The organism is Scandinavium tedordense (genome assembly GCF_024764965.1).
Classification (GTDB): Bacteria; Pseudomonadota; Gammaproteobacteria; order Enterobacterales; family Enterobacteriaceae; genus Scandinavium; species Scandinavium tedordense.
The window spans coordinates 366,951-392,473 of the sequence record NZ_JALIGG010000058.1; the positions used below are offsets into that span (position 1 = coordinate 366,951).

The 25,523-nt window shown below is 52.3% G+C and carries 26 protein-coding genes; 19 read left to right on the plus strand and 7 right to left on the minus strand.

All coding sequences use genetic code 11. The features are described 5' to 3' along the window. The first annotated feature begins 1 nt into the window (after position 1). The 13 genes from MUU46_RS21190 to MUU46_RS21250 all read left to right on the plus strand — a co-directional run bounded on the left by MUU46_RS21190 (position 2) and on the right by MUU46_RS21250 (position 12,488). Positions 2–382 carry a DUF7370 family protein gene (locus tag MUU46_RS21190; protein ID WP_258966598.1) on the plus strand — a complete coding sequence of 127 codons (381 nt, stop codon included), beginning with the start codon at positions 2–4 and terminating at the stop codon, positions 380–382. Further along, complete coding sequence (locus tag MUU46_RS21195; protein ID WP_159752733.1) at positions 382–552, plus strand: 50S ribosomal protein L13; 171 nt, start codon at positions 382–384, stop codon at positions 550–552. The genes MUU46_RS21190 and MUU46_RS21195 overlap by 1 nt, the downstream gene beginning before the upstream one ends. Then, positions 552–902, plus strand: a complete 351-nt coding sequence (locus MUU46_RS21200; protein ID WP_258966599.1) for a hypothetical protein — start codon at positions 552–554, stop codon at positions 900–902. The genes MUU46_RS21195 and MUU46_RS21200 overlap by 1 nt, the downstream gene beginning before the upstream one ends. Positions 903–904: 2 nt before the next feature. After that, positions 905–1,369, plus strand: a complete 465-nt coding sequence (locus MUU46_RS21205) for an HK97 gp10 family phage protein (protein ID WP_258966600.1) — start codon at positions 905–907, stop codon at positions 1,367–1,369. Next, on the plus strand, positions 1,366–1,749 hold the full coding sequence (locus tag MUU46_RS21210) for a phage tail termination protein (RefSeq protein WP_258966601.1): 384 nt from the start codon (positions 1,366–1,368) through the stop codon (positions 1,747–1,749). Before MUU46_RS21205 ends, MUU46_RS21210 begins: the two co-directional genes overlap by 4 nt. 61 nt (positions 1,750–1,810) lie before the next feature. Continuing rightward, positions 1,811–2,560: a phage tail tube protein gene (locus MUU46_RS21215; RefSeq protein ID WP_258966602.1), complete on the plus strand. Its 750-nt coding sequence runs from the start codon at positions 1,811–1,813 to the stop codon at positions 2,558–2,560. A 59-nt stretch (positions 2,561–2,619) separates the two neighbouring features. Beyond that, positions 2,620–3,291, plus strand: a complete 672-nt coding sequence (locus MUU46_RS21220; RefSeq protein WP_258966603.1) for a DUF6246 family protein — start codon at positions 2,620–2,622, stop codon at positions 3,289–3,291. A 12-nt stretch (positions 3,292–3,303) separates the two neighbouring features. Next, positions 3,304–6,246, plus strand: coding sequence for a tail protein (tape measure) (locus MUU46_RS21225; RefSeq protein ID WP_258966604.1), 2,943 nt, complete (start codon positions 3,304–3,306; stop codon positions 6,244–6,246). A gap of 2 nt (positions 6,247–6,248) precedes the next feature. Next, positions 6,249–6,746, plus strand: coding sequence for a hypothetical protein (locus tag MUU46_RS21230; RefSeq protein WP_258966605.1), 498 nt, complete (start codon positions 6,249–6,251; stop codon positions 6,744–6,746). After that, complete coding sequence (locus tag MUU46_RS21235; protein WP_258966606.1) at positions 6,746–7,216, plus strand: hypothetical protein; 471 nt, start codon at positions 6,746–6,748, stop codon at positions 7,214–7,216. Before MUU46_RS21230 ends, MUU46_RS21235 begins: the two co-directional genes overlap by 1 nt. Beyond that, positions 7,209–7,676: an NlpC/P60 family protein gene (locus tag MUU46_RS21240; protein WP_258966607.1), complete on the plus strand. Its 468-nt coding sequence runs from the start codon at positions 7,209–7,211 to the stop codon at positions 7,674–7,676. Before MUU46_RS21235 ends, MUU46_RS21240 begins: the two co-directional genes overlap by 8 nt. Beyond that, positions 7,588–10,080 (plus strand): host specificity factor TipJ family phage tail protein, encoded by a 2,493-nt coding sequence (locus MUU46_RS21245; protein ID WP_258966608.1) that lies wholly within the window; start codon positions 7,588–7,590, stop codon positions 10,078–10,080. Before MUU46_RS21240 ends, MUU46_RS21245 begins: the two co-directional genes overlap by 89 nt. Positions 10,081–10,136: 56 nt before the next feature. Further along, the gene (locus tag MUU46_RS21250) at positions 10,137–12,488 is read left to right on the plus strand and encodes a tail fiber/spike domain-containing protein (RefSeq protein WP_258966609.1); all 2,352 of its coding nucleotides are present in this window, start codon (positions 10,137–10,139) and stop codon (positions 12,486–12,488) included. Between the two features lie 22 nt (positions 12,489–12,510). Here the strand turns inward: MUU46_RS21250 and MUU46_RS21255 are convergent, their stop codons facing one another. After that, positions 12,511–13,665 carry an acyltransferase family protein gene (locus MUU46_RS21255; protein ID WP_258966610.1) on the minus strand — a complete coding sequence of 385 codons (1,155 nt, stop codon included), beginning with the start codon at positions 13,663–13,665 and terminating at the stop codon, positions 12,511–12,513. Between the two features lie 216 nt (positions 13,666–13,881). Between MUU46_RS21255 and MUU46_RS21260 the strand changes: the two genes are divergently transcribed. Continuing rightward, complete coding sequence (locus MUU46_RS21260; RefSeq protein ID WP_258966611.1) at positions 13,882–14,202, plus strand: hypothetical protein; 321 nt, start codon at positions 13,882–13,884, stop codon at positions 14,200–14,202. Here the strand turns inward: MUU46_RS21260 and MUU46_RS21265 are convergent, their stop codons facing one another. Beyond that, the gene (locus MUU46_RS21265; protein ID WP_258966612.1) at positions 14,203–14,871 is read right to left on the minus strand and encodes an SOS response-associated peptidase; all 669 of its coding nucleotides are present in this window, start codon (positions 14,869–14,871) and stop codon (positions 14,203–14,205) included. Positions 14,872–15,425: 554 nt separating this feature from the next. On the opposite strand from MUU46_RS21265, the gene MUU46_RS21270 reads away from it, so the two are divergent. Further along, on the plus strand, positions 15,426–15,692 hold the full coding sequence (locus tag MUU46_RS21270; protein ID WP_159758936.1) for a putative hemolysin: 267 nt from the start codon (positions 15,426–15,428) through the stop codon (positions 15,690–15,692). Positions 15,693–15,816: 124 nt separating this feature from the next. On the opposite strand, the gene hslJ is transcribed toward MUU46_RS21270, so the two are convergent. Together hslJ and MUU46_RS21280 are read right to left on the minus strand one after the other, a co-directional pair. After that, entirely contained in the window at positions 15,817–16,236 is a 420-nt protein-coding gene (hslJ, locus tag MUU46_RS21275; RefSeq protein ID WP_258966831.1) for a heat shock protein HslJ, read from the minus strand. A gap of 116 nt (positions 16,237–16,352) precedes the next feature. Next, positions 16,353–17,342, minus strand: a complete 990-nt coding sequence (locus MUU46_RS21280) for a 2-hydroxyacid dehydrogenase (protein WP_159758938.1) — start codon at positions 17,340–17,342, stop codon at positions 16,353–16,355. Positions 17,343–17,598: 256 nt separating this feature from the next. Between MUU46_RS21280 and MUU46_RS21285 the strand changes: the two genes are divergently transcribed. The 3 genes from MUU46_RS21285 to MUU46_RS21295 are packed head-to-tail and all read left to right on the plus strand — an operon-like array spanning position 17,599 to position 20,763. After that, complete coding sequence (locus MUU46_RS21285; RefSeq protein ID WP_258966613.1) at positions 17,599–20,238, plus strand: YdbH family protein; 2,640 nt, start codon at positions 17,599–17,601, stop codon at positions 20,236–20,238. Beyond that, positions 20,238–20,429 (plus strand): YnbE family lipoprotein, encoded by a 192-nt coding sequence (locus MUU46_RS21290; protein WP_159758942.1) that lies wholly within the window; start codon positions 20,238–20,240, stop codon positions 20,427–20,429. Before MUU46_RS21285 ends, MUU46_RS21290 begins: the two co-directional genes overlap by 1 nt. A gap of 10 nt (positions 20,430–20,439) precedes the next feature. Beyond that, complete coding sequence (locus tag MUU46_RS21295; protein WP_159758944.1) at positions 20,440–20,763, plus strand: YdbL family probable chaperone protein; 324 nt, start codon at positions 20,440–20,442, stop codon at positions 20,761–20,763. Here MUU46_RS21295 and feaR read toward each other — a convergent pair whose 3' ends face one another. Then, the gene (gene feaR, locus MUU46_RS21300; RefSeq protein WP_258966614.1) at positions 20,764–21,672 is read right to left on the minus strand and encodes a transcriptional regulator FeaR; all 909 of its coding nucleotides are present in this window, start codon (positions 21,670–21,672) and stop codon (positions 20,764–20,766) included. It abuts the gene before it with no gap. A gap of 232 nt (positions 21,673–21,904) precedes the next feature. Here feaR and MUU46_RS21305 point away from each other — a divergent pair, with 232 nt between their 5' ends. Beyond that, positions 21,905–23,404 carry an aldehyde dehydrogenase family protein gene (locus MUU46_RS21305; RefSeq protein ID WP_258966615.1) on the plus strand — a complete coding sequence of 500 codons (1,500 nt, stop codon included), beginning with the start codon at positions 21,905–21,907 and terminating at the stop codon, positions 23,402–23,404. An 86-nt stretch (positions 23,405–23,490) separates the two neighbouring features. Here MUU46_RS21305 and MUU46_RS21310 read toward each other — a convergent pair whose 3' ends face one another. Beyond that, positions 23,491–23,769, minus strand: a complete 279-nt coding sequence (locus MUU46_RS21310) for a helix-turn-helix domain-containing protein (RefSeq protein ID WP_258966616.1) — start codon at positions 23,767–23,769, stop codon at positions 23,491–23,493. 119 nt (positions 23,770–23,888) lie between these two features. After that, positions 23,889–25,415, minus strand: coding sequence for a diguanylate cyclase DgcJ (gene dgcJ, locus MUU46_RS21315; RefSeq protein WP_258966617.1), 1,527 nt, complete (start codon positions 25,413–25,415; stop codon positions 23,889–23,891). Positions 25,416–25,523: the final 108 nt, after the last annotated feature.

The following is a 25,523-nucleotide window of genomic DNA, read 5'->3' on the forward strand; positions in this document are numbered from 1 at the left end:
CATGGCTGACCCAATCACGGCGGCGGACGTACAGCAGTTCCTCAGTGAATTGGGTTACGCCATTCCTGGCTCGCTACTGGAACCAATCCTCTGCCTGGTGAATAAAATTATCCCCTGCATGGTTGGTGCCGGGTACGACAACTGCAGTCAGAAACTCATTCTGATGTATGCCGCCGCTCTCATGGCTACATCGTCAGGTGCTCGGCGCATCAAATCGCAGGGCGCACCATCTGGCGCGTCACGCTCGTTTGATTACGGTGAGGATGGAGTGACCTGGCTGCGTGATTCACTGGCGCAACTGGATACGAGCGGATGCACTGGCGAATTGCCGATTAGCGCAGGTAGCTCGGTCGGGCTCTTTCTCGTCGTGGGCGGCCGCTGATGTGGAAACTCATAACTGAAAGCTTGCCCAAGCCATTCGTGCGCGTCTGGGTGAAAACGGATGCCGGGCGGGAAACCACCGGTTATCTGAAATCTGACGGTGAGTGGGTTATCAACTGCGTGACCATTCGCGCTACGGGCGCGGTAGTGGTTAGCTGGAGGGATGGATAATGTCGGCAGTAGCCAGCTGGTCTTACACCGCCACTGCGACTATCTGGCGCAAGTTGGAGGGCAACGACGAATACGGCGACCCAATGGGCTATGCCGAGCCAGAGCAAATCCTCTGTGATTATGAGGGCGGATTGTCTAAGCGCATCGGCAGCCTGGGCGCTGAAATCGTCGTGAAGAACACAGTCTGGAGCGAGTTCGCACTGGCGGCCGCTGGCGATTATCTGCTTATTGGAGTGTCGACCGAATCCGACCCGGTTGTGGCCGGTGCCGACGAAGTGCGGCAGGTTATCCGCTACGCCGACACGTTCGAGCGCCTGGCGGATGACTATGCCATCCTGACCGGAGTGTAGTCATGGGCATCAAAGTGAAGGGTATCAGCCAGGCCAAAAAGAACCTGAACAATACCATCAATGATGTTAAGGGCCGCAAGGTCATTCGCGCGTTGCAGTCGGCGATGCTTCTAATTGGTGCCCGGGCTGCATATTACACCCCTATCGACACCTCCACGCTGATTGACAGCCAGTTCCGAGAAATCGACGCTGGCGGTGTGCTCATCACTGGGCGCATCGGATATTCAGCCAACTATGCCGCGTATGTGCATGAAGCGTCCGGCAAGTTGAAAGGGCAGCCGCGTGCACACTTCGGCATAACCAGTAACCGTTCGTCTGTCGGGCCACAACAGCCGAAAGAATTCGGTGGCGGCACTGGCACCGGAAATTATTGGGATCCGCATGCTGAGCCTCAATTCCTGACCAAAGGTGCTAACGATGAACGCGATAATGTTGATGCTGTGATGCGCAAGGAGCTTTCGCTATGACGCCAATGATGTACGAGCGGGTGCGTAACATGTTCGGCGATGCCGGGCTAACAAACGGATTCACGGTGCAGCAACTGATGTACGACGACCCGAAAGACCTGACGAAAGCGATAATGGTGTTCAGGCCAAACGGCGGTTCGAACATCCGCACAGATCTCGGGTCCGAGTATCACGTCCTGGTTGACGTCGTCGGCGCGAAAGATAAGCGCAAAGACGCGCTAAATGCCGTGCAGCGAATCGTCGATTACGTCCAGGCCAACCCCATGGCTGACGAATGTGTCGGCTACATCCAGAACATGGGCGCAATCCCCGCGCCAGTGCTCACAGAAGAAGGGCGAATAGTCTTCCGACTGCAATTCGCCTGCACATTTGGCGATTAGCCATTCCCAACCAAATGACCCGCTTCGGCGGGTTTTCTTTTATGTAAGAGAGGAGTTTCACATGGCTAATTGCCAGAACTCGAACGAGCGCCTGTTCGGCGGCGCGGTCGTGCTCGAAGTGGCCGACGGCTGCCCGGATGTAAAACCAGCTGAGGATGAATGGCTGGCGCTGGCAGCGGGAACGTCGAAAGGCTTCGATTTCAACCCAAACACGGTTACCTCCGATGCGGATGACGGCGGCGGCTACGTTGAAACGATCGTCACCAACTCAGACTTCACCATCAGTTTTGAAGGTGAAGTACGCAAGAAGGATAAGCTCGACCAGTATGGTGTCGGCCGCTTCATCGAATATTTCGCAGGTGAACTGAAGGCCAAGCGTCAGCCTGGCATTTGGGTGCGCATGGATTATGGCCCGGTTGAATTCCTGGGTTATATGAACGTGACTGCACTCAGTTCCGACGGTGGCACTAACGATATCGTCACCTTCTCCACTGAGTTCAAAGTCGGCGATGCCAGCACTATCGAAGTCACTGCGGCTGAGGCTCTGGCATTGACGACTGACCTGACGGCCACCAAAACGGTAGCGACCGGCTCTGCATTGAACATGGCTGTTGTAGTTGCTGGCGGTACCGCACCGTATACCTACGTCTGGAAGAAAGACGGAACCACGGTATCCGGACAGACCACTGCGACCTTCAACAAAGCCAGCGCCGCCGCAGGCGATGCCGGGGTGTATACCTGCGTCGTTACAGACTCCTCACTCCCGGTGCAGACCATCACATCCACGGCATGCGCCGTCACCGTCAGCTAACGGCTATTCCAAAGGGTGGCCGTGGCTGCCCTTGATAATATCTGTTATCGGAAAGAATCATGACTGCACTACTTGAGATCGGCGAGGTGTCTGTCTGCGACGGTCGCGACGGCGGGAAGGATTACCTCCTGAGGCCATCACTTTTAGCGATGACCAGAATCGGCACTCCGGCCGAGATTGTCCAAACGTATGCAACCATCCATGGAAGCGATGTGGCGCGCCTGATTGAAGTGTGCTCTGTAATGCTTGGGCGCTTTCCGGATTGGCTTTCACCGTCATTCAATCGCATTGCTGAGAAACTGCTATCAACGTGCATGCAGGTGCTCCAGGCGTGCTGTGACGAAGATTTGACGCCAGTTATCGGCGAGTGGGAGGGATGGAAACGCTACATTGTCTACCGTCCCGGCCAGCTACCGAAGAACGATATTATCGTGCTGGCGCAGCATTTGCTGCAGCATGGCGTGGTCGGTAAAGCCAAGGTCAGACAGTTGCAGCGTCACGAGACCGGCGAAACGACTAATGAGTTTAAGGCGTTCGATTACATCAGTGCTGCGCGCAACCACTTCAGCATGAGCAGGGAAGAAGCATCACAGCTAACGATGACCGAATTCCAACTGTTGCTGGCAGCAAAATACCCTGATCAGAAAGGCTTCACGCGCGAGGAATACGATGCGGTTGCCGATGGGTACCTTGCCAAACAGGCCGCCAGGCGGGCCAGAGCGAAACAATAACTGGAGAAAGACATGGCAGGTGAGAAAAACGCCGGGAGCATCGTCTACGAAATCAGTGCTGATGTTGAGCCACTTCTTCAGGCCGGTAAGCAGGCAGAAGGCGCACTGGATAAACTGGATTCATCTGCGCAGGCAGCTGGCAAAGGGATGGATACCCTTGATAAAAGCACCTCTGAAACAGGCTCGGCTTTCACTGAACTGGCCGGTTACGCCAACTCGATGGATAACCAGCTCAAGAAGCTGAATACTAACGTAAGCGGTATTGCCCGAGCCATGGAGGAGGCGCGGAGTGGCACTGGTGGTGCTAATAGTGAGTTCAGCCGTGCAGAGTCCATCATTGAAGCGCTGGGCAACCAACTTGCTGTGCTGGATGAGGCACAGGAAAACGGCGCCCGTAGCGCTGCTGTACTGGCTGCACAGTTGCGGGCTGGATCTAAGGCAACGGAAGAGGAAAAGCAGGCAATCGGGGATCTGACCGGCCGTCTGTTTGACATGAAAACCGGTGTTGAAACTGGCGCAAAAAGTCACGGCACCTGGAAAACCAGCATGCAACAGGCTGGCTATCAGGTTCAAGACTTCATTGTGCAGGTGCAAGGCGGGCAGTCGGCGCTGGTTGCATTCTCTCAGCAGGGGTCACAACTTGCTGGTGCATTTGGGCCAGGTGGGGCCGTCATCGGTGCTGTCCTTGCATTGAGCTCAGTTATTGCGGGAGCGTTGATCACGTCACTTAATGGCGGAAAGAACGCCATGGAAGCGATGAAAGACGCAGCCGAGGCGATGGACAAAGTCATCACGGTTTCGCAGAACGGTGTGGCGGCATTATCTGATAAGTACGCCTTGCTGGCGAAAACCAATGCTGAAGTGGCAACTCTGATGCGGAATCAGGCGCTGCTTGAGTACAACGAAGCGATCAACAAAATACCTAAAGCCATTAGCGAGGCCTCCAGCTCGCTTCTGTCCTTTGGCGACAAGGCTCTTTCAGCCTTTGCCGGAGGATACGCTTCCGTTAATGGATTCAATGATCGCCTTGCCTCGCTTGAAATAACGACCAATGACTTCTCCGATGCGATGAAACAGGCCTATGGTGCCGGTCAGGCATTTCAGGCTACGGCAAACAGCATTGGCAATACAGTAGGCGCGGTTGCCGATAAATTTGGCATATCAGAGCAGCAAGCATTCGCGTTCAGCAAGCAATTATCTGACATCGCGAAAAATCCAACACCAGAAGCGCTTCAGCGTCTCGCCACCGAGATGCAGAACACTCAGAGTTCAACCGAGAAAGGGCAGACCGCTCTTACGGCTTTCGTAGGCACACTGGTTAATCTTTCTCGTGAGGCCGTGATTGCCAAAGGTAACGTTGCAGCCCTTAAGCAGGAGACAGACAACCTTACAGCCGGGCAGAAGAACCTCATCAAGCAGTCTGAGCGTAACCTGGCCCTGTCGAAGCTTCAGGGAGAGGCTCGGGCTAAACTTCAGGCGCAGTATGCCGCCGAAGATGCCGGTTTCTCGAAAGACGACCCGCACGCCAGGCAGATGGAAGACGACGCCGCGGCGACGTACCGAAATACCCAGGCCCAAAAGACGCTTCAGTCTGAGCAGAAAAAGGGCGCCTCGCAGTCCGACAACGTTGCTCAGAAACTGGCAAACCTGAAACAGCAATCCGAACTGGCTGCCGACTCGACAAATAATCTCAGCCGGGAACAGGCAATCCTCAATGCGCAGCTCTCATTAGGTAAAGGTGCAACGCAAGAGCAGATTGCGCTGGCCGGGAAATATGCTGCTGCAAAATGGGACACCGCCAACGCGCTGAAAGCTCAGGCAGCTGCCGAGAAGTTATTGCCGGAGTCCAGAGAGAGCGCCTCCTATAAGCAGGATGTTCAGGATCTGAATACGGCACTGGCCGCTAAGAAAATCAGCCAGGAGCAATACAACGAAACGTCAGAGCGCCTCGAACAAACGCATATGGCCGCGCTTGCCAAGATTCGCGCCGATCAGGTAGTTACGCCTGTGCAGGAGGCTGCGGGTGCCGTTGATCCGGTGCAAGCTCTGGCGAATCAGCATGCTAAACAGATTGCTCTGATCCAGCAGTATGAGCAGCAAGGAGTGTTAACGCATCAGAACGCGCTGGCGCAACGAAACGCAGCAGACACGCTGTATGAGCAGCAACGAATTAACGCCCAGTGGGAAATCTGGAAAAATCAGGACATCAGCAACCAAATGTTGGCGGCATCGTTTGAGTCTCTTGCTGGCAACGCCTCTAATGCATTCACCGGAATCATCACTGGCAGCATGTCTGCGCAGGAGGCCATGCAGTCGCTTGCCAGCAATGCTCTGAACAGCCTGATCAACGGCTTCGTCCAGATGGGTGTCGAGTGGGTCAAATCAGCCATCACAGGCAGCGCTGCGCAAATCAGTGCGACCGCAGCTACGACATCAGCATCGGTGGCGGGCATTGCAACTACCACTGCTGCAAGCACAGCCTCAGCCGCCACGACTACAGCATCCTGGCTTCCTGCTGCCGCAGCTGCATCCATCGGTTCGTTCGGTGGTGCTGCAGTCATCGGTATTGGCGCCCTGGTCGCAGGTATGGCACTGGCCAATGGATTGGCGGGTAAGCGTAAGAATGGCGGTCCAGTATCCGCTGGTTCGATGTACCAGGTAGGTGAGGGTGGCATGCCTGAAATCTACCAGGCATCGAACGGAAGCCAGTACATGATCCCCGGAGATAACGGGTCGGTAATCAGCAACAAGGATATGCAAAGCAGTAGCGGCCAGATGGCGGTGAGTATCGTTTTCAATGATTACTCATCCAACCAACACAACTTTGATGCCCAGGCCTCTCAGGACGGCAACACGCTTACGGTTCAGGCATTTATCCAGGACATGGATCAGGGCGGCCCGATGCGTCAGTCAATCACCCGCAATACCAGCGCAACGCCACGAGCAACGGAGTAAAGATGCCAATACCTTACCCTGACTGGCTCCCGTTGGCCCAGAAGTCGAAAACGCCGAAACCTGATACCGGGTTCAGAACCGACCAGCCACAGATCGGCGCGCCGATATTCCAGAAACTGACCGACGACCTGAAAACCGGGTTCTCGTTGACGTGGATTTTCACGCTGGCAGAACACCGGGCTTTCATGCAGTGGGAGCGGAGTCCGAACTATCTCGATAACAGCAATCAGTGGTTCACGATGCCTGTAGGGATTGGTTCGGGAGCCTACGGTGAGCCAGAGATGCAGGAACTGCATTTTACGGCACGACCTACATGGGCGCAGTCTGGTGGCGTGTTCACCTGGACAGGCGATGTGGTCACCAGGAAGTTACTGAATTCTGACGATGACTACGACGACATTGTCGTTGAGTTGCCGCCGCCATGGGCAAGCTTCCTCGACATTATCGTGACCGGGTATCCGGATAACCGCGACCCTGAGTCGCTTCCGAGGGCGTCGTAATGCCAACACTGAGAGAGTTCCAGAGCCAGCGCCCTAATCGGGTGCTGTACGAAACCATCACATTCAGCAATGACGTGTTCGGGGGGATCCCGTTGGTAGCGAACCAGATATTCCCGAAGGCGTTCGCCGGGCAGGAGTATCAACCGTGCAGAATGGAGGTGGTCGAAAGCCAGCAAAGTAACACGCCGGTGATCGGCGCTTCGGTTAAGTTCGGCCGCCTGGCCATGGATTTCAAGCAGGCACTTAAGCAATGGAAGGCATTCGCACGCATTACGCCGATCGCCGTAACGTATCAGCGTTTTGACTCTGCAGACATGGACACGCCGCTAAAGCCCTGGACGCTGTATGCCAACGATACGTCGATGGACCAGAACGACGTGACCTGCGAGCTCACGCTGAAAAATCCGCTCAATAACAACGTCAGCCCGCTCTATACGCCAGAGTTATTCCCGGGCCTCCAAAATGCATAAACAGGAATTCATCGACAGGGTTACTGGCCTGCCGTGGGCTAACCGCGCGTGTACGTTTGATGCCCTGGACTGTTGGGGCCTGGTCGTCCTGTACTACCGGCACGTTCTGGGCATTGAGTTACACCATTCACCGGATTACGAAGCCGGCAGTGAGTTCAGGACGTGCTTTGACGGTGAGGTTGTCTACTGGCGGCGGGCAGACATCTTCCATGAGGACGGCATATTCGTTGCCTGGTACGGCAAACAGCCTGTGCACGTCGGCCTGATAGTCAACGGAATGGCGCTTCACAGTCGCTGCGAAGGCGGACATGTTCGGTCTGACCCGGTCAGAACCATTCAAAGACTTTATTCAAAGGTTGAATTTTACTCCTATGCCGATAATCGAAATTCAGAGAATGCCGGGACTGCCGAAGGAGAGGGTGGTTGCGCCGGTGGGGGTGGTGTTCTGCGAGTGGCTTGATAAGCAAAATCTGCACGCAGATGTGCGCATTAACCTTAACGGCCGAGAGCTGACCGATAACGACGACGTCGGGTTTGTGCTGAAAGAGTCAGACCGGGTTGCCATCTTCGATCAGCCAAAAGGCGGCGGGTTCATGAAGGGCAGCGCCATTATTCTTGGCATGTTCACGTATAAGCAGGACATCAAGTTTATTGGCAAGGTCATGTCGAAACTTGTGGCTCAGCCGAATGCCTCCGGTGCTGGTAACTCGAAAACCTCCCCGAATAACAGCCTCAAGGGACAGACCAACATTGCCCGTAACGGGGAGGCCAGGCCGGATAACTTTGGACTGGTTCGCGCATTCCCGGACCTGATTCAGGAGTCGCTTTTCCAGTACACCGACAATCTGAAATACGTTACTGAGTTGATGGACTTTGGCCTGGGTAAATACGACGTATCATCGATCCGCTATTCAGAATCAAATCTCGGAGCTATGGCTGGGTCGTCATATACCATTTATCAGCCCGGGCAGGTCATCCCGCTTATTACAGAGGGCTATCAGTTCGATGATGTCGACGGACAGGAGGTGCCTGGGCGCAACGAGTCTGACGATTTCCCGATAGAAACAGCAACGGCCAATACCGTCATCAGCGGGCAGTATGCAGGCGGCCAGATTGCGATGAAGATAGTCAAGCAAGACGATTTTGACTACTTCATGGACCTGACACTTCCTCACCCTGTGACGTTCACTATCAACGTTACCTATCCGGTGCCTGGTGGCACAGCCACTGAAGATATCGATGTGTCGGGAGACCTGATTGCCGTGTCGACAACCGACGACGGTGCCATCATTAATCCTGTGATTTATTACAATTTCACATTCAATGACCTGACGGGGCCGGATGGCGTAGACGTTTCTACGGCAACAATCAATACGACCAAATTCGTACTGAATGATAATGGCGCGCTGATTGTCGGGCCGGTGTTTTCGCCGGTGGATTCGACAGAGCTCTGGATCCACACCCAGTCCGCGCTGGGTGGCAAGAAGCAAACCAACTGGTCAGTGACACTCTGGAAGGTAGATGCCGACAACAATATGGTGCCTGGCACCCAACAGGTATTCACCTACCAGCAGACAACGCCAAACAAAAGCTCAAGCGAGACGTTCTACCGAACCGACAAGATAACGCCTACCGGTGGATACGGGCGGTATGCCATCTCATTCCAGCGCACAGACAACAGCTCTGATGTGAGCCGCCTGAAGGTGGAAGCCATCCACGCCGTCAACAAGCGCACCAATGTCGCTTATCCGGATGACACCATCGTTGAGGTTACAGTCAGGTCGACAAAAGAGGCAACGAGCGGCAGGGAGCGGAAATATAACGCGCTGTTGGGCAGACACGTAATCAGCTACAACACGACCACGCAAACGGTCGACTACTCACTGCGATATTCGCGCAAATTCGCTGATATTGCACTATTTAACTGGCTAGTTCGCGGCAAGCAACCAGAAGATACGATCGACATTTACGGCCTGTATCAAATTCAGGCTGAAATCGATGCTATCGACCCGCGCCTGGGGTATTTCGATTACACCTTCGATGATGAAGATGTGGCTCTTGGAGCGCGCATGCAGATGATCTGTGATGCGGCCAGCGTGAGTATTTTCTGGGATGCAGGGGTGCTGTCGTTCACCAGAGACAAGAAACAAGCCACGCCAGTGACCGTTTTCAACCGCAGCAATACTGTCGATACTGGCTACTCACTCAGCTACGACATGACGTTGCCGGGTGGGTTTGACGGAGTCGAACTGCAGTATCGAAACCCGACAACGAATAAACAGGATTTCATTCGCTACCGAATCGCTAATGGATCAATCACCTCCGGCGCACCGACGAAGGCGAAGAAGTTCGAGATGATGTACATCCGCGATACATTCCAGGCGAATGAAAGGGCGCTCAGGGAGTGTAAGCGACTCATCTATTCAAGAATGACAATGTCGATCACGGCGCTGGCAGATGGTGAATGGGTGAACGTCGGCCAGATGGTTCAGGTGCCGGATACGTACGACACGAACCAGCAGGCGGGTTACATCACGGCGCGCAACGGGAATGACTTCGATACAAGTGAGCGGATCAATTTCTCCGGCAACATGTTTGTGGTGGTTACTGACTCACTCGGGAACCCAACAGCACGCTATCCGGCGACCCAGCGCAGCGACACGGCGTTTGGATTCACGGCTGCCATACCCAACATCAGCCTGAACATTTATGACGGCTTCGACGTACAGTCTCCGTCGCGTTATGTCATCGCCACTTCAACAGAATTGGATGCAACGCAGTGGACCATCACCGCCAAGCAGCCAAACGGTGACGGAACTACCGCGCTGACTCTGGAAGAATACAGCGACCTGATTTACCCCTAACCGAACCTCTCAAACCACAAGCCAGCCTATGTGCTGGCTTTTTTTATGGGCAAAACATGACTACTACACCATCACAAAAAGCCGTTCCTTCAGAGTTGCCGCAGGACCTGAAATTCAACTCAGGGAAAATTGACGAGTTCGTTACCTCCATGGGCTGGTCTTATATCGACCGATTCGGCATGAAGCATTACACCATTGAGGGGATCACTTATCTTGCGCAGCAGGTAATGAATGCCTTCGGTTATATAACTTTAACTGGAGTTGACTTCGATACAGGGGCTACTGTCTCCACGCCAAATGAAGTGTTATTCAACCCTGCTGATAACTCATATTATAAATGGACTGGTCCATTTGCATCTGGTGGGAAAGTAGTTCCTGTAAATTCAACCCCGCAATCAGCAGGTGGAATTGGGCCAGGTAAATGGTTGAGTGTCGGCGATGCCTCAGCACGGGAATATATCAATGAGAACTTTAAGCACAAAATCACACAGTTGGCTGAATTCTCGGATATTAGTACATACAGCCCATTGACTGGTGAAATTGTTGAAATCAACGGCAAGCAGTTCCTCACGTCTGATACGCGTAGCATGAACGCCGCAGTTCCTACTATTCTGCTCGGGAATGGTAAGTATGCGATTCCATATAAGGGGACTGTAACTGGCCTGGCTTATCGATTTGATGAAGACGCATATATCACCAACCCTGCATTTGATGGCACGAATAACTATCAGGGTCTTGAGGTCGACGTAACTGCCGGGACTATTTTTTATACTCGTGTGACGACGCCAGGTGCAACGGTTGAAACCTGTACTATGTATGAGCAGGAATTTGACTCAACAAGCATGACGGCTGGCGAGATTGTGAAAACTGTCCCTCTGGTCCCTATGGGACATGGTGATTATTTTGCGGTTGTTCGTAATGCTGACGGCACAAGAACTATCTTGTTCGGGAAGCCGCAATCTGCAACATTCGGCGTAACTAAAATCACGAAAATGGATTGGGATGTGACCACCCCAGTCAGCACAGTAACTGACCTTCTGGATTTCACTGGCTCTCAGTACCCTGCGCGCACGAATATCACCTGGGGCGAGGAAGGGCAGTTCAATATCCACGCCGTGAACCACAGCCTGTTTGACTGTGCTGCCGAGGACGTTCTTGCTGGCGTATTCAAACCATTAAAGACGGTAGAGGACACTGTTGTTTCAAATGCAGGTCTGATCATTATCCCTAGCCAGAACATCAAGAAGGCACCTGTTGGCGGGCTGTATTATGCTGTTGGTGGATACAATGCGCGGGTGTCCCGTGGGTGCTATCTAGGAATTACGGATGCCGTTGGTAATCAGAGACTCGCCCAAGAGCTGTACCGTAATTATGCGACCACAACGGTATATGAGCCGGAGACGGTAACATGGATGTGGGACGCGACACTGAACCGGTACAAGACCGTAGTCGGACTGTACGACTTCGGTGGGTCCAAGATGCTGCTATCGAGCATTGATTCTGGCACCAAGGTGAATACGCCTACAGTGGTAGGTCCGGGCTTTAAGCGTATTGCGGAAGCGGATAATATAGCCCCGCAGTGGCAAGGAAACAGCATCCTGATGCAGTACCCTGGAAGGTTAGGTGCGCAGCAAGGTATCTGTCCGGGAAGTATAAGCACGGACCCAACGGATATTGCAAACTTCAACCCGTTCCTGTTCCAGATTAACAACTACTCTCATGGAGCAGGTGGTCGGTACGGTTCACGGATTCGTTATGGCTCCAGCTTGACGGACTGGATGGAGCTATTGATTGATGGGGCTGGAGACACGGCAGTCGGTAAGGGTATGCGTATTATAGCCTCTGGAGGCATTCCCGTTGCTCAGTTCGCCCCAGATGGGTCGTGGATTGGTGGACTGAGGCCCGCTGTCGGAACAGCACCTCTTGCGCAGCTGAATGTCACAGCACCAAGCAGCAAGATAGCCATCCGAGCAAGTGCCTCAACGGGGCTACCAGCGTATCACAATGCCAGCAATGGCCCGACAGTAACTGGAACAACTGCGTTTGCTGCGGGTCTGTATAATGAAACCAGCCTGGTTTACACGGAACTGCTGAGAGCAACTTCCGCTAACTACACCTGGAACGTTCCTGCCGCATCAGCGCGATGGCTGAAAGAGGACTTTGATTACGATTATGTAACGGGACTCGAATTCATCAACGCACTTAAGCCACTGGCGTATACCTGGAGGGATACCAAGCAGCGTCGTATCGGTTTTGTTGCTGATGAAGTTCCCGATGAGTTGGCGATAGGGCGTGATGAAGAAGGTCGGGCTTCTGGAGTGTGGGATATGGCTATTATCGCGCACCTGGTTAAATCTGTTCAGCAGTTATCTATGGAAGTCGAAGACCTTAAAAGGTCTACTAAATAGTGAATAAAAAAAGCAAAGCCCCTTACGGGGCTTTTTTGTGTTCAATTAATGCATCATTTGGTATCGGAGTCTTTTTTCTTATGAATGGATACTCTATATATTTAAATGTCATCGTGCATATTGAAACAGTGACAACACAGTATGATAACAAAAGAGTGTAAAAATATACATTATTTATTTCACCTGGAGACACGTAGTTTTTGATGAATGCCCCAAATAAAAAGAACAAAAATACATGCATTAAGTAAACGCTGTAGCTTATCTCTCCCATAAACACAAGAGGCTTTGACGATAATATCTTTGGCTTCGCCATAATTACGGAGACAAAGAATAAGGTGGATAGCATGAATCTTTCCCATCCATATTTTGGTATATCTATGAACGCACTGTAAACTATGGCGGCTGTTGTCATCAAGAAAAATATAGTAGCCATTATATGCTTGCGATTATTGAATTTTGAGTTGACTACAGCGGCTATCGCCCCACTAACGAAATAAACCCAGACATTGAAAACATCAGCATAGAGCAGGCTACATAACAGGATAATGGTGAACGACCAGCCTAGTAACAAGGTTCTTGTTGTAGACATTAGCGCGGCAATCAGTGGAAGGATTGCATAAAACTTCCACTCAAAAGGCAATGTCCAGAGAACGGTGATTAGATGGCTTCCATCGTAGCTTGCTGTTTTATACGTTTGACCAAACAAACCAAACGCCATCATCTTTACGGTGCCTGGAATCATTTCCACTCCGAAAGATTTTGAGTTGTATGCCGTAATAGTGACTAGTAATAAAATAGCCAATGAATACAATGGGGCAATTCTCTTAAATCGCGAAAGGAAAAATTTGTACCAATCCTGTCTTTTGTTTGATGATATTTTCTCATAGAATAAAAATCCTGTAATACAGAAAAATATCTGAACCCCTATCGCACCGAAGTTAGGGTTGTAGAAGTAATCAGCCTTGAGAATCTCATCGTTGGAGAACCCCATAAGATTGACCCTCCAACTATGAGCGCACACAACAAGAACGGCGGCAATGCCCCTCAGTCCGTCTATGTATCCATAGCGAGGCGTAGATTCCTCTAAATGAGGTAGTACCTTTAGATTGGAGAACGCCCAACATATCAAAATAAACATCAACATGATGGCCGGAGTTAACAAATAGGATGCATTCATAAATTCGTCTAATTTTGGTTGAAGTGAGATTAGCCTCAGGATGCTAGCGTATTCCGGTGTTCACGACACCAACAGAAACATAACTACTAAAGATCTTTAACATTACAGGAATCAATTAGTTTTGAGTTTGGTAAAGTCTATCACCCTAATCTGACTTGATCGAATCTTAAAAATGATAATACTGTATGCATATACAGCTTATCCAAGAGGTGCATCATGGGTTTTCCATCGCCAGCAGCAGACTACGCAGAAAGAACTCTATCTCCTGAGGTACTGTGCGGCGTGACTGCAAACAGCAGGATAATCGAGACGGACAACGGCTATGCGGTGATCGAGCCAGCCACAAGCAAGCCGAAAGAGGGGGTTCTGCTGATTCTCTGTGACGGTCGCATGCAATTTGCGAAGCTAATGGGTGCCTCGTTAATTACAGAAGACGGAGAGGCTATAGAAGGGACCGCGCTTGAAGACGTTGAGGTTCTCGGTAGAGCGACGTTCTTCATTAACCGCACTTCAGATGATGATTGCCCAATAATGTAATCAGATTCGGGCAATCAAATCCGGCCCCTGATTCTTCACATTCCCCACAGCGCGCGTAACTGCGTGCCAGATAAACGCTTCGGCCGGAACTGTGCCGTCGGCAATAACCTCCTCAGCTTCTTTCCCTCCAATATCCTGACTCATCCAGGCGCGCGCGGCTTCTGGTGTAAGAACCAGCGGCCGCCGGTCATGAATATCAACCAGCCCTTTATCAGCCGCAGCTGTCACAATCAGAAAGCCCTCTGCGTCATCGCCACGCTCAAACGGTGTGCTTCCTATCGATGCCATGAATATTGGTTTACCATCAGCCCGGTGAATGAAGTAGGGCTGTTTCTTGTCGCCTTCTTTCTTCCATTCGAACCAGCCGTCAGCAAAGCAGATTGCCCGGCCATGTTGCCAGAGCGGTTTGAACATACGGCTTGTTGCTGCAGTCTCAACCCAGGTATTAATCAGCGGTGGTTTATCCCACCATCCCGGTGCGTAACCACAATGAACAGCATCGAGGTGTAATTGTTCGTCGCGTTCGCTCACCAGAAGCACTTTGGTGCCGGGGGCGACGTTGAAACGTCCGATCGGTTCCGGGTCATAGGGAATGTCGCGCTCTGCATCTTCAGCCAGGTAGGCCAGGTAATCTTCGCGTGTCATGGATTGAGAAAAACGTCCACACATAGGCACCTCCAGTCTTCAGACTGAAAGTATAGGGGACGGGGAAAATTGGTGTGTATCGGTTAAGTCATATGACGGATCTGGGGTGACATTCGTGGGGAGATTTTTGATGTATCGTCAGGAGAGATTCGAGAATGGGGCAGGAATGGGGCAGATAAGAACACACAAAGATCGGTTTAGAACGGATTGCGTGGTGAGGCAGTGATGCAACAAACTGAAAAACAACCTGCTCTTGGGCGATCTTCAGTAAGTTTTAAAAAAATACGGCCATAGTAATCATTTGACACCCTTACATTGCGTAAGAAAAAGGGACCCGTGATACGTCGACGTGTCCTGTAGTTATTTATGTATTCATTTTAGCAAAGCACCGGGAAATCCATTTTTGCTTTTGTGTCCTTGGGGGGGGCTGGACGTTGTGCGGATCAATTCTGGCAGCATTAAATTGGCAGAAAATGTTTCAGAACGCCGAAATACGCGCCTCGTCTCTCGACGGCAGGCCGCTTGCTGCCTATTATGAACAGGTTTTGCGAACCGTACTTGATAGGGGAAAGAAGAGAATGCGAGCAGCTTTTTGGGTAGGGTGTGCGGCACTGTTATTATCAGCATGCAGCAGTGAACCAGAGCAACAGGCCACGGCGGCCCACGTCACGCCAGGGATGCGGGCAGCAATGTCAGACTCGGGTCAGGCAAACTGTGCGATGGTCGGTGGCGCATTATCGGTAGCCCGTCAGCTGGACGGTTCTGCCATCGGGATGTGTGCATTACCTAACGGCAAGCGATGCAGTGAGCAGTCTCTTGCAACGGGAAGCTGCGCCAGCTATTAATCCATACCCGGCATACTTCGAGCTGCAAATGCGTTGGCTGCGCGCGCTCATTCCAGTCACTTACTTCAGTAAGCTTCTGGAGTTCGCTCTCTTGCTGCCATTTTGCAACTCGAATTATTAGGGTCTAGTTCATCAGATCAGAGCGTTTATAAACCAGCGAATCATTAGACGTTCCCAGTGTTAACTGGTCTTCGGTCAGGTCTACCTGCACGCCATCCCGCAACATGGTTTTGAGTGTACTGTCCAATTTATTGAGTTGCGGGTCTGTGCACATCATTCGTGTTATCGCGAGCTTTTGCACGGTCAAATCACCGTCAGAAAGCTTTCCTTCACCGGTAAACTGATTACACATGTTGCCGGAGATATGCATATCCTCACCAAAACTCAGTTCCAGCGGCTTCTGGCTGGTAACATTCGTTCCATTCACGCTTTCCAGCACAAAACGATGATGCTGCAGTTGCTCCGGTTGAGTGGTCACATCGCTGGTTGATACACAGCCTGCCAACATCATTCCGGCCGCTAACAGGGCGACGGTCATTTTCATACTGCTCATTAAACATTCACCAAATAAATAATACAAAATCAGGATGACACTTTAGTGCGATGCGGGCGAGTGGAGATTGTCTGAAAGTGCTCCCCGCGGCCGGGGAGCAAGAATGGTTAAACCAGCGCGTTCGGTGTGGTTTCACCCTTATCGATTTGACGCAGGTTTTCCAGCGTGGTCTGCGAAATACTGGTCAGCGCTTCGGCGGTCAGGAAGGCCTGGTGGCCGGTGAACAGTACGTTGTGGCAGGCCGACAGACGGCGGAACACGTCATCCTGGATCACGTCGTTAGATTTATCTTCAAAGAACAGATCGCGTTCATTCTCATACACGTCCATTCCCAGCGCACCGATTTTCTGGTTTTTCAGTGCTTCTATGGCGGCCTGCGAGTCGATAAGCCCGCCACGGCTGGTGTTGATGACCATCACGCCGTCTTTCATCTGCTCGAACGCGTTGTGGTTCAGCAGGTGGTAGTTTTCCGGGGTCAGCGGACAGTGCAGGGAAATGACGTCCGACTGTGAAAACAGCGTCGGCAGGTCAACATATTCCACGCCGAGTTCCAGCGCTGCGTCACTTGGATACGGGTCGAACGCCAGCAGTTTCATGCCGAAGCCTTTCAGAATACGCAGCGTTGCCACGCCGATTTTACCGGTACCGACCACGCCTGCTGTTTTACCGTGCATAGTAAAACCGCAAAGGCCTTCCAGCGAGAAGTTGGCATCACGGGTGCGTTGATAAGCGCGGTGAATACGACGGTTCAGCGACATCATCAGCCCGATGGCATGCTCCGCGACCGCTTCCGGTGAATAGGCTGGCACACGAACCACATGCAGACCCAGCTCTTTAGCCGCATCGAGATCGACGTTATTAAAGCCCGCGCAGCGCAGGGCGATATATTTCACGCCTTGTTTTTTCAACTCTTCCAGAACCGGGCGGCTGCCGTCGTCATTAACAAAAATGCAGACGGCTTCGCAACCGTGCGCAGTTTTGGCGGTCTTTTCGTTTAAAAGGAAGTCGAAAAATTCAAGTTCAAAGCCAAATGCATCATTAACATCTAGCATGTACTTTTTATCGTACTGCTTTGTGCTGTAAACTGCGATTTTCATAAGACTTTTCTCCAGTGATATTAACGTCACGGTAGCATATTTAAAATAATCATACAAATTTTAAAATTTAGTTTAATCATCAGGTTATAACAAAGAGTGTAGAGCATAACGTGCAGAGGTTTGGTGGATTTTAAGGAAGGCCGCAAATGCACCATCTATGCTTAAACCTGACGGTGACTTTAACAGGTGGGCTAAACATGCCACAATATGCGCCACTTCGGCTTTTAATCACAAAGAATCAGGATGTTAACCACCCATGAAGGGTACCTGGAAAGCCGCGATTGCGCTACTGCTGTTACTGATCCTCCTGCCGCTGACGCTTCTGCTGACATTGACGCACTGGGTGCCGACGCTCGCGGGTATCTGGCTTCCGGCCGGTACGCGAATCGCCATAGAGAAAAGCCCCCGCTTAACCCGCAATTCGGTGCATATCCCTGAGTTGCGTTATCTGGTGGGGGACTGCCAACTTGCAGAGGTTCACGATCTCGAGTTGTCACACCCCAGCCGCTGGCAGGTGCACGTGGGTCAACTCGACATGAATTCCACCTGCCTGAGTAAGCTTCCCGAAAGCACGCCGACGCCTGGTGCGCCGCGAAGTCTTGCCGAATGGCAATCCATGCTGCCAAACAGTTGGCTGATTATCGATCAGTTACGCCTTTCGCCATGGGAAAAATGGCAGGGAACACTGGCGGTATCATTGACTCCATCAATGCAAACGCTGACCTACGACGGTGGTGCGGTGCATTTACAGGCCAACCTGAAAGGGCAGCAGCTGACCGTCAACCGCTTTGAAGCAAAAATTCAGGCCGATGAACCCCCGATTAAACTGGTAGGCGAATTCACCATGCCGCTGGTGCCGGACGGTTTGCCCGTTAGCGGCCATGCGGTCACTACCTTCCAGGTGCCAAATCCCTCTGCGCTGGTAGACGCCGAACTTGAGTGGCGTGAAAATCAGGGCCAGCTGGTAATGAGGGAACGCGGTAATACAGAGCCACTGCTTGATTTGCCGTGGGAGCTGACCCGCGAACGGTTGACGATCAGCGACGGCCGCTGGAACTGGCCGTGGCAGGATGGCGTCCCGCTGAGCGGACGCGTCGGCTTAAAAATCGATAACTGGCAGCAGGGCATCGATAAGATGCAGATTTCAGGGCGGCTCAATGTGCTGACTCAAGGGGACGCTGGGAAGGGTAACGCAGTACTGACCATCGGGCCGGGCACGTTGAGCATGGACAATAGCGCCATGCCGCTGCAGCTAACCGGCGAAGCTAAATACGACGATCTGGTGTTGTATGCGATTCTTCCGGCCCAGCTCAGCGGCCCGCTAATCGACCCAAAACTCAGCTTTGGACCTGGCTCACTGTTGCGCTCGCGCGGTCGTATTATAGATTCCCTGAATATAGATGAAATCCGCTGGCCATTGGCTGGCGTGCACATCAGCACGCAGGGCGTTGATGGGCGTCTACAGGCGATCTTGCGTGCCCACGAGCAGGAAATGGGGGATTTCGTCCTGCACCTCGACGGCCAGGCGAATAATTTCTTGCCCGACAAAGGCAGCTGGCGCTGGCGTTACTGGGGCGACGGACATTTCACGCCGATGAAGGCGCGCTGGGATATGAAAGGCGACGGGGAATGGCGTGACAGTTCTATCGTGCTCAACAGTCTGTCGACGGGTTTCGACAAACTGCAGTACGGCACTATGAATGTCAGTCAGCCGCGCCTGGTGCTCGAAAAGCCGATTCACTGGATTCGCAACGAGCAGCACCCGTCGCTGACTGGGGCACTTTCCCTTGATGCGGGCGAAACGCAGTTCAGCGGCGGCAGCATGTTACCGCCGTCGACGCTCAAATTCAGCGTTGACGGCCGTGACCCGACATGGTTCCAGTTTAAGGGCGATCTGCACGCGGCGGACATTGGCCCGGTCAGAATTAACGGACGCTGGGACGGCGAACGCCTGCGCGGCGAGGCCTGGTGGCCGAAACAGTCGTTGACGGTGTTCCAGCCGCTGGTTCCCCCGGGTTGGAAAATGAATCTGCGTGACGGCATGCTGTACGCTCAGGTGGCTTTTTCCGCCGCCGCTGGGCAGGGTTTTGAAGCCGGTGGGCACGGTGTTCTGAAAGGCGGAAGCGCCTGGATGCCGGATAACCAATTCAACGGTGTCGACTTTGTCCTGCCGTTCCGCTTCAGCGAAGGCACCTGGGAGCTAGGCACGCGCGGCCCGGTGTCGCTGCGCATTGGTGAAATCGTCAACCAGGTGACGGCCAGCAATTTTTCGGCTGATTTACAGGGCAGTTATCCGTGGGACGAACGCAACCCATTGATGCTCAGCGACGTAAACGTCGATGTTCTCGGTGGCAAGCTTTCGATGCTACAGCTGCGGATGCCGCAGCACGACCCGGCGCTGCTGCGGGTGCAGAATATCTCCTCCAGCGAGCTAATCAGTGCAGTGAATCCAAAGCAGTTTACGATGTCCGGGCCGGTGAGCGGGGCATTGCCACTGTGGCTCGACAATGAAAAATGGATAATCAAAGACGGCTGGCTGACCAACCCCGGACCAATGACGCTGCGTATTGATAAAGACACTGCCGATGCGGTGGTGGAAGATAATATGGTCGCGGGTGTGGCGATTAACTGGCTGCGTTATATGGAAATATCCCGCTCGTGGACCAAAATCAATCTCGATAATCTCGGCCTGCTGACGCTAAAATCTACCGTGACCGGCATCAGCCGGGTGGACGGCAAAAGCAGCACCGTGAATTTAAACTATACCCATGAAGAGAACGTGTTCGATCTTTGGCGCAGTCTGCGCTTTGGCGACAATCTTCAGGCATGGCTTGAGCAAAACGCGGTCCTTCCCGACCCGCGCTGCCGGGCAGGCAAGGACTGTAAGGAGCAATAATGAAAGTGACAATCGCCATGCTGAGCGGGCTGGCCGCACTAAGCCTCAGCGGCTGTACGCCGCGAATAGAGGTTGCGGCCCCCAAGGAGCCAATAACCATCAATATGAATGTCAAAATCGAACATGAGATCCACATCAAGGTTGATAAAGACGTCGAAAACCTGCTGAAATCACGCAGCGATTTATTCTGAGGCCGCAGCGATGAAAAAATTACTGTTAATGGCGGTTCTGAGCCTGGGGCTAATCAGTCAGAGCGTTTTGGCGCTGACGCTTGACCAGGCGCGTGCCCAGGGTCGCGTCGGGGAAACCTTGACCGGCTATCTGGCGCCGGTGGCACAGGATAAAGAAACGGTAGCGCTGGTAAAGCAAATCAACGATGCGCGCAGCGAAAGCTACCAGCAGCTGGCAGACAACAACAATTTACCGGTGGATGAAGTCGCGAAGATGGCCGGGAAAAAGCTGGTTGCGCGGGCACAGCCGGGAGAATACGTGAAGGGCCTGAACGGAAAATGGCTGAAGAAGTGATCAGCGATTGTGTTTACGGTACTCGCCAGGCGACATACCGAAGCGCTGGCGAAAGGCGGTAGAAAAATGGCTGTGATCGGTAAAGCCCCAGCTGAACCCGATTCCCGCCAACTTCTCGTCATCGGCGGCGCTGCGTATCGCTTTGGCGCAAAGATCCAGCCGCCGGTTTTTAATGTATTGCGCGACCACCAGGCCTTTATTGGCGAACATCCGGTAAAGGCTTCTCACTGACATCCCCGTTTCATTGGCCAGCCATTCCGGGCGCAGCATTTCTGACTGCAAATGGCTTTCAATCAGTTGCACAACCTTATCAAACTGTTTATCACGGCGTGACGGTGTCACATCTTGCTGCTGCAATACCGGGCGCAGCAGGCACACAATCGCCTCCAGCGCGGCTTCACTTTCGCGACCGGACAGCTCGCGGTTATTCATACTTTCCTGCAACAGGCGATGGCTCATTTGCACCATCGGCAAGTTTTTTCCTAAACGTTGAACACAATGGCTTTCGCCCACGCGCAGCTGCTGTTCCAGCAAGCTTCTTGGTAACAACAGCGAAGTCTGACGGGAGCGTTGTTGCCAGATGATAGAGCACGGGCGGGATGCATCAACCAACGTAATGTCGCCGGGCTGGATAACCGTTTGACGTTCGTTTTGTTCAATGATTGCCTGGCCTTCCAGCTGGAAAACCGTGTAGAACCAGCTGTCATTTTGTTTACTGATCTCATTTTTGGTGCGGTAGAGATTAACGTTGGCGGTAGTGACGGTGCTGAGTTTTAACCCTCGCGCATAGCCCGTTTCCAGATGCCCCGAAAACTCGCCTTCCAGCGGGCGAGCGGCAAAATTGCCACATTCCTGGTTAATCTGGGCCAGCCACTTCTGGAACTGCTCATTGCCAGTCATCTGCGCCATTTCCTGCCTCGGTCATTGAAGTGCCAATACATTGTTGCATTTATGTTGCGTAAACAAGCTTGTCGTGGTGACTATACGAAAGAACTATCACTGGCGACAGGAGGCAGCATGACTATTGTCACTGTTTGCGAGGGCTGTCACAGGCGACAAAGCGAATGACACAGAGACAAAAACCGAAAAGGCGCGCGGCTTCTACACTGGTTAAAACCGTGAAAGGTAATAAGGAGCTGATATGTCTGATTCACAGGTCGCGCTGCTTGAGAGCGTACAACAATTTCTGGCGCGCCAGCACGGGCTTTATATTGACGGAAAGCAACAGGACTCGCGCAGTGACAAGCGCCTGACCGTCTGGGACCCGGCGACGGGCAAATCCATCGCTACCACCGCGGATGCGAATAGCGCGGATGTCGATGCCGCGGTAATGTCTGGCTGGCGTGCGTTCGTTGACCGCCGTTGGGCCGGGCGTATGCCCGCGGATCGCGAACGTATCCTGCTGCGTTTTGCTGATTTAGTGGAAAAACATTCGGAAGAATTGGCGCAGCTGGAAACGCTGGAACAGGGCAAGTCGATCAATATTTCCCGCATGTTCGAGGTAGCCTGTACGCTGAACTGGATGCGTTACACCGCGGGGCTGGCGACCAAAATCACCGGGCAAACGCTGGATGTTTCTATTCCGCTGCCTGCGGGTGCGCGCTATCAGGCGTGGACGCGTAAAGAGCCGGTGGGCGTGGTGGCCGGGATTGTGCCATGGAACTTCCCGCTGATGATAGGTATGTGGAAAGTGATGCCTGCGCTGGCGGCTGGCTGTTCTATCGTTATCAAACCGTCCGAAACGACACCGTTGACGCTGCTGCGCGTGGCGGAGCTGGCGACCGAAGCGGGTGTTCCAGAAGGCGTATTTAACGTGGTAACCGGCAGCGGTGCTGAATGTGGCTCAGCGCTGACGTCGCATCCGCACGTCGCCAAAGTGAGCTTTACCGGTTCAACCGCGACGGGAAAACAGATCGCCCGCACGGCGGCGGACAGACTGACGCGCGTCACGCTGGAACTGGGCGGAAAAAACCCGGCGATCGTGCTGAAAGACGCCGACCCGCAGTGGGTGATTGAAGGCCTGATGATGGGCAGCTTCCTTAATCAGGGCCAGGTGTGCGCGGCCAGCTCGCGTATTTACATTGAAGCGCCGCTGTTTGACACCCTTGTCACCGGTTTTGAGCAGGCGGTGAAATCCCTGAGCGTCGGGCCGGGTATGTCCGAAAGCGCACAGATTAACCCGCTAGCCTCACGCGCGCACTGCGATAAAGTCGCGGCGTTCCTGTATGAGGCCGAGCAAAACAAAGCTGAACTGATTAGCGGTACTGCCGGACCGGAAGGCCAGGGTTATTACGTTCGACCGACGCTGGTGGTCAACCCTGATGCGCGTCTGCGTTTAACGCGCGAGGAAGTTTTTGGCCCGGTGGTGAATCTGGTACGCGTCGCGGACGGCGACGAAGCACTGCGGCTGGCAAATGAAAGTGAATACGGCCTGACCGCAAGCGTCTGGACGCAAAATCTCTCTCAGGCGTTGAGCTATAGCGATCGCTTACAGGCGGGTACGGTATGGGTAAATAGTCATACGCTGATTGACCCGAATCTGCCGTTTGGTGGTATGAAACAATCCGGTACCGGACGCGATTTCGGCCCGGACTGGCTCGACGGCTGGTGTGAAACCAAATCAGTGTGCGTGCGGTATTAAAGAAACTATGAGCCCTCTGATCCGGGGGGCTATCTCTCTCTGGCTGCCAATACGTGAAGAAGGCAGAGGCCGTCTGACCGTGAAACCTATTCCGGCAGGTCGAAAACCTGCAGCATGTAACCGCCGCGCGCAAAGTTAATGAATTTGTCTGTTTTCAGCGACGAAATGATATTGAGAATGCTGCTGCGTGACAGCCCGGTACGTTCCTGAATGTAATTGAGAATATTGACGCGGGCTTTTGTTTCTTCCGGTAGTTTATCGAGCTCACGAAGGTAGTGGCACACGACGGGGAAGGTGCGTTGGTTTACGATTTGCAGATCTCGATAAAGCATGGTGTTGGTGTGATACGCCTGTACTTCCGCCACGTTGCGCCACAGGCCATTTTGTTCAATCGCATGGGTGACGTTCTGATGTTCCAGTCGGGAAAGTAGACACTGGGTTTCTGCGCGTAATTACCATTTAAAATCAATAAGCCAGATATTTATTAATGGACGTTGCGATTGCGCGGTGCATATTTTCGCTCTTTATGTTCATACAGTAATTCATCTGCTTTAATAAGCGCAGTTTCCAGCGTGTCCTGTTTCGACATCTGATAAATACCCCACGAAAATGCCACCAGTCGACGATTATCGGTTTGCTGTAGCCTATCGGTAATACGCTGGATAACTTCACGCGCTTTGTCCAGTCCGGCATCCAGCAAGATAATGTTAAATTCATCGCCGCCAAGACGAATACCGTAGTCGCTTTTGCGCAAAGAGGTGGCAATGGCGGTGCCAAGCAGTTTGATCGCTTCATCACCGATATGATGACCGAATGTATCATTAATACGCTTAAGCCCGTCGCAGTCAATGGCGATCACTGTCACGATAATCTGCTTATCCAACAATTCACGAATTTTGTCGTCCAGTCGCGCATTGAGAATTTTGCGATTAAACAGACCGGTTAAAACGTCGGTGACATTGTCGCGTGCAAGCGATGCGGTGCGATTAAAATGATAGCGGGCATACTGGCAAAGCAGCAATGTGGTAACTACATACATAATAATCAGCAACAGCTGGCTTAAAATGAAAAATTGGACATCGAGCCGAATATGGAGCGTGTAGTAACGGGTGATTGGTGCCTGATAATTCACAAGAGGAAACGATATCCAGGATGGCTGATGGAACTGGATGATTTTCCCACTGCGATTATCCTCAACAAACATCGTGAGAAAAGACCACAGCAGCGGTCGCTCTGATGTGTAAAAAGAAGTGGCCAGATCTGAAATATTAAAATCAGTTACCAGGACCCCCTTGATTTTACCGTGCACAAAAATTGGGTTTAGGGTGCTGATGATATTTTTACCAGTGTAACCGTCTTTATAAATGTGGGAGGCGATATTATTTCCCAACAGTAAATCGGCGAGTGCTTTTTTACCAATCTCGAGCGAAATGGCGTTGGTATCTATGCTGATTTTTTTACCATCAAACAATAACCAGTTACGGAATGTATATTTTCGTGAGTCTATCAGGCGATCCAGGTAAATATAATGTTTGTCAAGATCGATATAATAACGCAGGTTGTCAAACTTATAGCCGGTATAATTCGAAAAGCTGTATTGCGGTAACGGACTGATACGGTCGTTCAAAAAACTCGCGAGAGCAGGCACATCATCAGCCCATGAGTGGCATTCCTGGGCGCGTGTTTGTAATGTTCCCCCGAGTGCCGGCAGCGTATGGGCGGTAAGATTCAGACCATAAATATTGTCGATATGCTCCATATGCTGGCATAGGGTGGTGGGATCATTTTCACCTATCGTCGGAGCAACGGTTGCGGTTAATGCCGTAGAGAGGTTAAAGGCAACACGTTGATTGATATATTCTTCATGAAAAAGGGCAGATTTGCCGTTTTCGGCAATATATCCCATATAACTCTTTAAATTTCTGTATTCCCGGACCAGTAAAACAGCAAAAACTGTGGTCGTGATAATGACAATGGCCGCAAGGGTGATCGTCCGTTTTTTCTTAACCAAGATGCCCCCGTTCCATCCCCAACTCTGTTCATACTTACAGTATAGCGCGGGAAATATACCATCCCTGTCTCATTTTAATGGAGGTTGAGATCAAAAAAGGGGCCGAAG

What these genes read in the sequence shown, in the direction of transcription:
- MUU46_RS21255 (WP_258966610.1), bottom strand. Translation starts at nt 13,665, where the DNA reads ATGAATGCATCCTATTTGTTAACTCCGGCCATCATGTTGATGTTTATT.
- MUU46_RS21295 (WP_159758944.1), top strand. Translation starts at nt 20,440, where the DNA reads ATGAAAAAATTACTGTTAATGGCGGTTCTGAGCCTGGGGCTAATCAGT.
- hslJ (WP_258966831.1), bottom strand. Translation starts at nt 16,236, where the DNA reads ATGAAAATGACCGTCGCCCTGTTAGCGGCCGGAATGATGTTGGCAGGC.
- MUU46_RS21210 (WP_258966601.1), top strand. Translation starts at nt 1,366, where the DNA reads ATGACGCCAATGATGTACGAGCGGGTGCGTAACATGTTCGGCGATGCC.
- MUU46_RS21270 (WP_159758936.1), top strand. Translation starts at nt 15,426, where the DNA reads ATGCGAGCAGCTTTTTGGGTAGGGTGTGCGGCACTGTTATTATCAGCA.
- MUU46_RS21305 (WP_258966615.1), top strand. Translation starts at nt 21,905, where the DNA reads ATGTCTGATTCACAGGTCGCGCTGCTTGAGAGCGTACAACAATTTCTG.
- MUU46_RS21225 (WP_258966604.1), top strand. Translation starts at nt 3,304, where the DNA reads ATGGCAGGTGAGAAAAACGCCGGGAGCATCGTCTACGAAATCAGTGCT.
- MUU46_RS21250 (WP_258966609.1), top strand. Translation starts at nt 10,137, where the DNA reads ATGACTACTACACCATCACAAAAAGCCGTTCCTTCAGAGTTGCCGCAG.
- MUU46_RS21245 (WP_258966608.1), top strand. Translation starts at nt 7,588, where the DNA reads ATGCCGATAATCGAAATTCAGAGAATGCCGGGACTGCCGAAGGAGAGG.
- MUU46_RS21190 (WP_258966598.1), top strand. Translation starts at nt 2, where the DNA reads ATGGCTGACCCAATCACGGCGGCGGACGTACAGCAGTTCCTCAGTGAA.
- MUU46_RS21205 (WP_258966600.1), top strand. Translation starts at nt 905, where the DNA reads ATGGGCATCAAAGTGAAGGGTATCAGCCAGGCCAAAAAGAACCTGAAC.
- MUU46_RS21290 (WP_159758942.1), top strand. Translation starts at nt 20,238, where the DNA reads ATGAAAGTGACAATCGCCATGCTGAGCGGGCTGGCCGCACTAAGCCTC.
- feaR (WP_258966614.1), bottom strand. Translation starts at nt 21,672, where the DNA reads ATGGCGCAGATGACTGGCAATGAGCAGTTCCAGAAGTGGCTGGCCCAG.
- MUU46_RS21260 (WP_258966611.1), top strand. Translation starts at nt 13,882, where the DNA reads ATGGGTTTTCCATCGCCAGCAGCAGACTACGCAGAAAGAACTCTATCT.
- MUU46_RS21235 (WP_258966606.1), top strand. Translation starts at nt 6,746, where the DNA reads ATGCCAACACTGAGAGAGTTCCAGAGCCAGCGCCCTAATCGGGTGCTG.
- MUU46_RS21265 (WP_258966612.1), bottom strand. Translation starts at nt 14,871, where the DNA reads ATGTGTGGACGTTTTTCTCAATCCATGACACGCGAAGATTACCTGGCC.
- MUU46_RS21195 (WP_159752733.1), top strand. Translation starts at nt 382, where the DNA reads ATGTGGAAACTCATAACTGAAAGCTTGCCCAAGCCATTCGTGCGCGTC.
- MUU46_RS21220 (WP_258966603.1), top strand. Translation starts at nt 2,620, where the DNA reads ATGACTGCACTACTTGAGATCGGCGAGGTGTCTGTCTGCGACGGTCGC.
- MUU46_RS21200 (WP_258966599.1), top strand. Translation starts at nt 552, where the DNA reads ATGTCGGCAGTAGCCAGCTGGTCTTACACCGCCACTGCGACTATCTGG.
- MUU46_RS21215 (WP_258966602.1), top strand. Translation starts at nt 1,811, where the DNA reads ATGGCTAATTGCCAGAACTCGAACGAGCGCCTGTTCGGCGGCGCGGTC.
- MUU46_RS21285 (WP_258966613.1), top strand. Translation starts at nt 17,599, where the DNA reads ATGAAGGGTACCTGGAAAGCCGCGATTGCGCTACTGCTGTTACTGATC.
- MUU46_RS21230 (WP_258966605.1), top strand. Translation starts at nt 6,249, where the DNA reads ATGCCAATACCTTACCCTGACTGGCTCCCGTTGGCCCAGAAGTCGAAA.
- MUU46_RS21280 (WP_159758938.1), bottom strand. Translation starts at nt 17,342, where the DNA reads ATGAAAATCGCAGTTTACAGCACAAAGCAGTACGATAAAAAGTACATG.
- MUU46_RS21240 (WP_258966607.1), top strand. Translation starts at nt 7,209, where the DNA reads ATGCATAAACAGGAATTCATCGACAGGGTTACTGGCCTGCCGTGGGCT.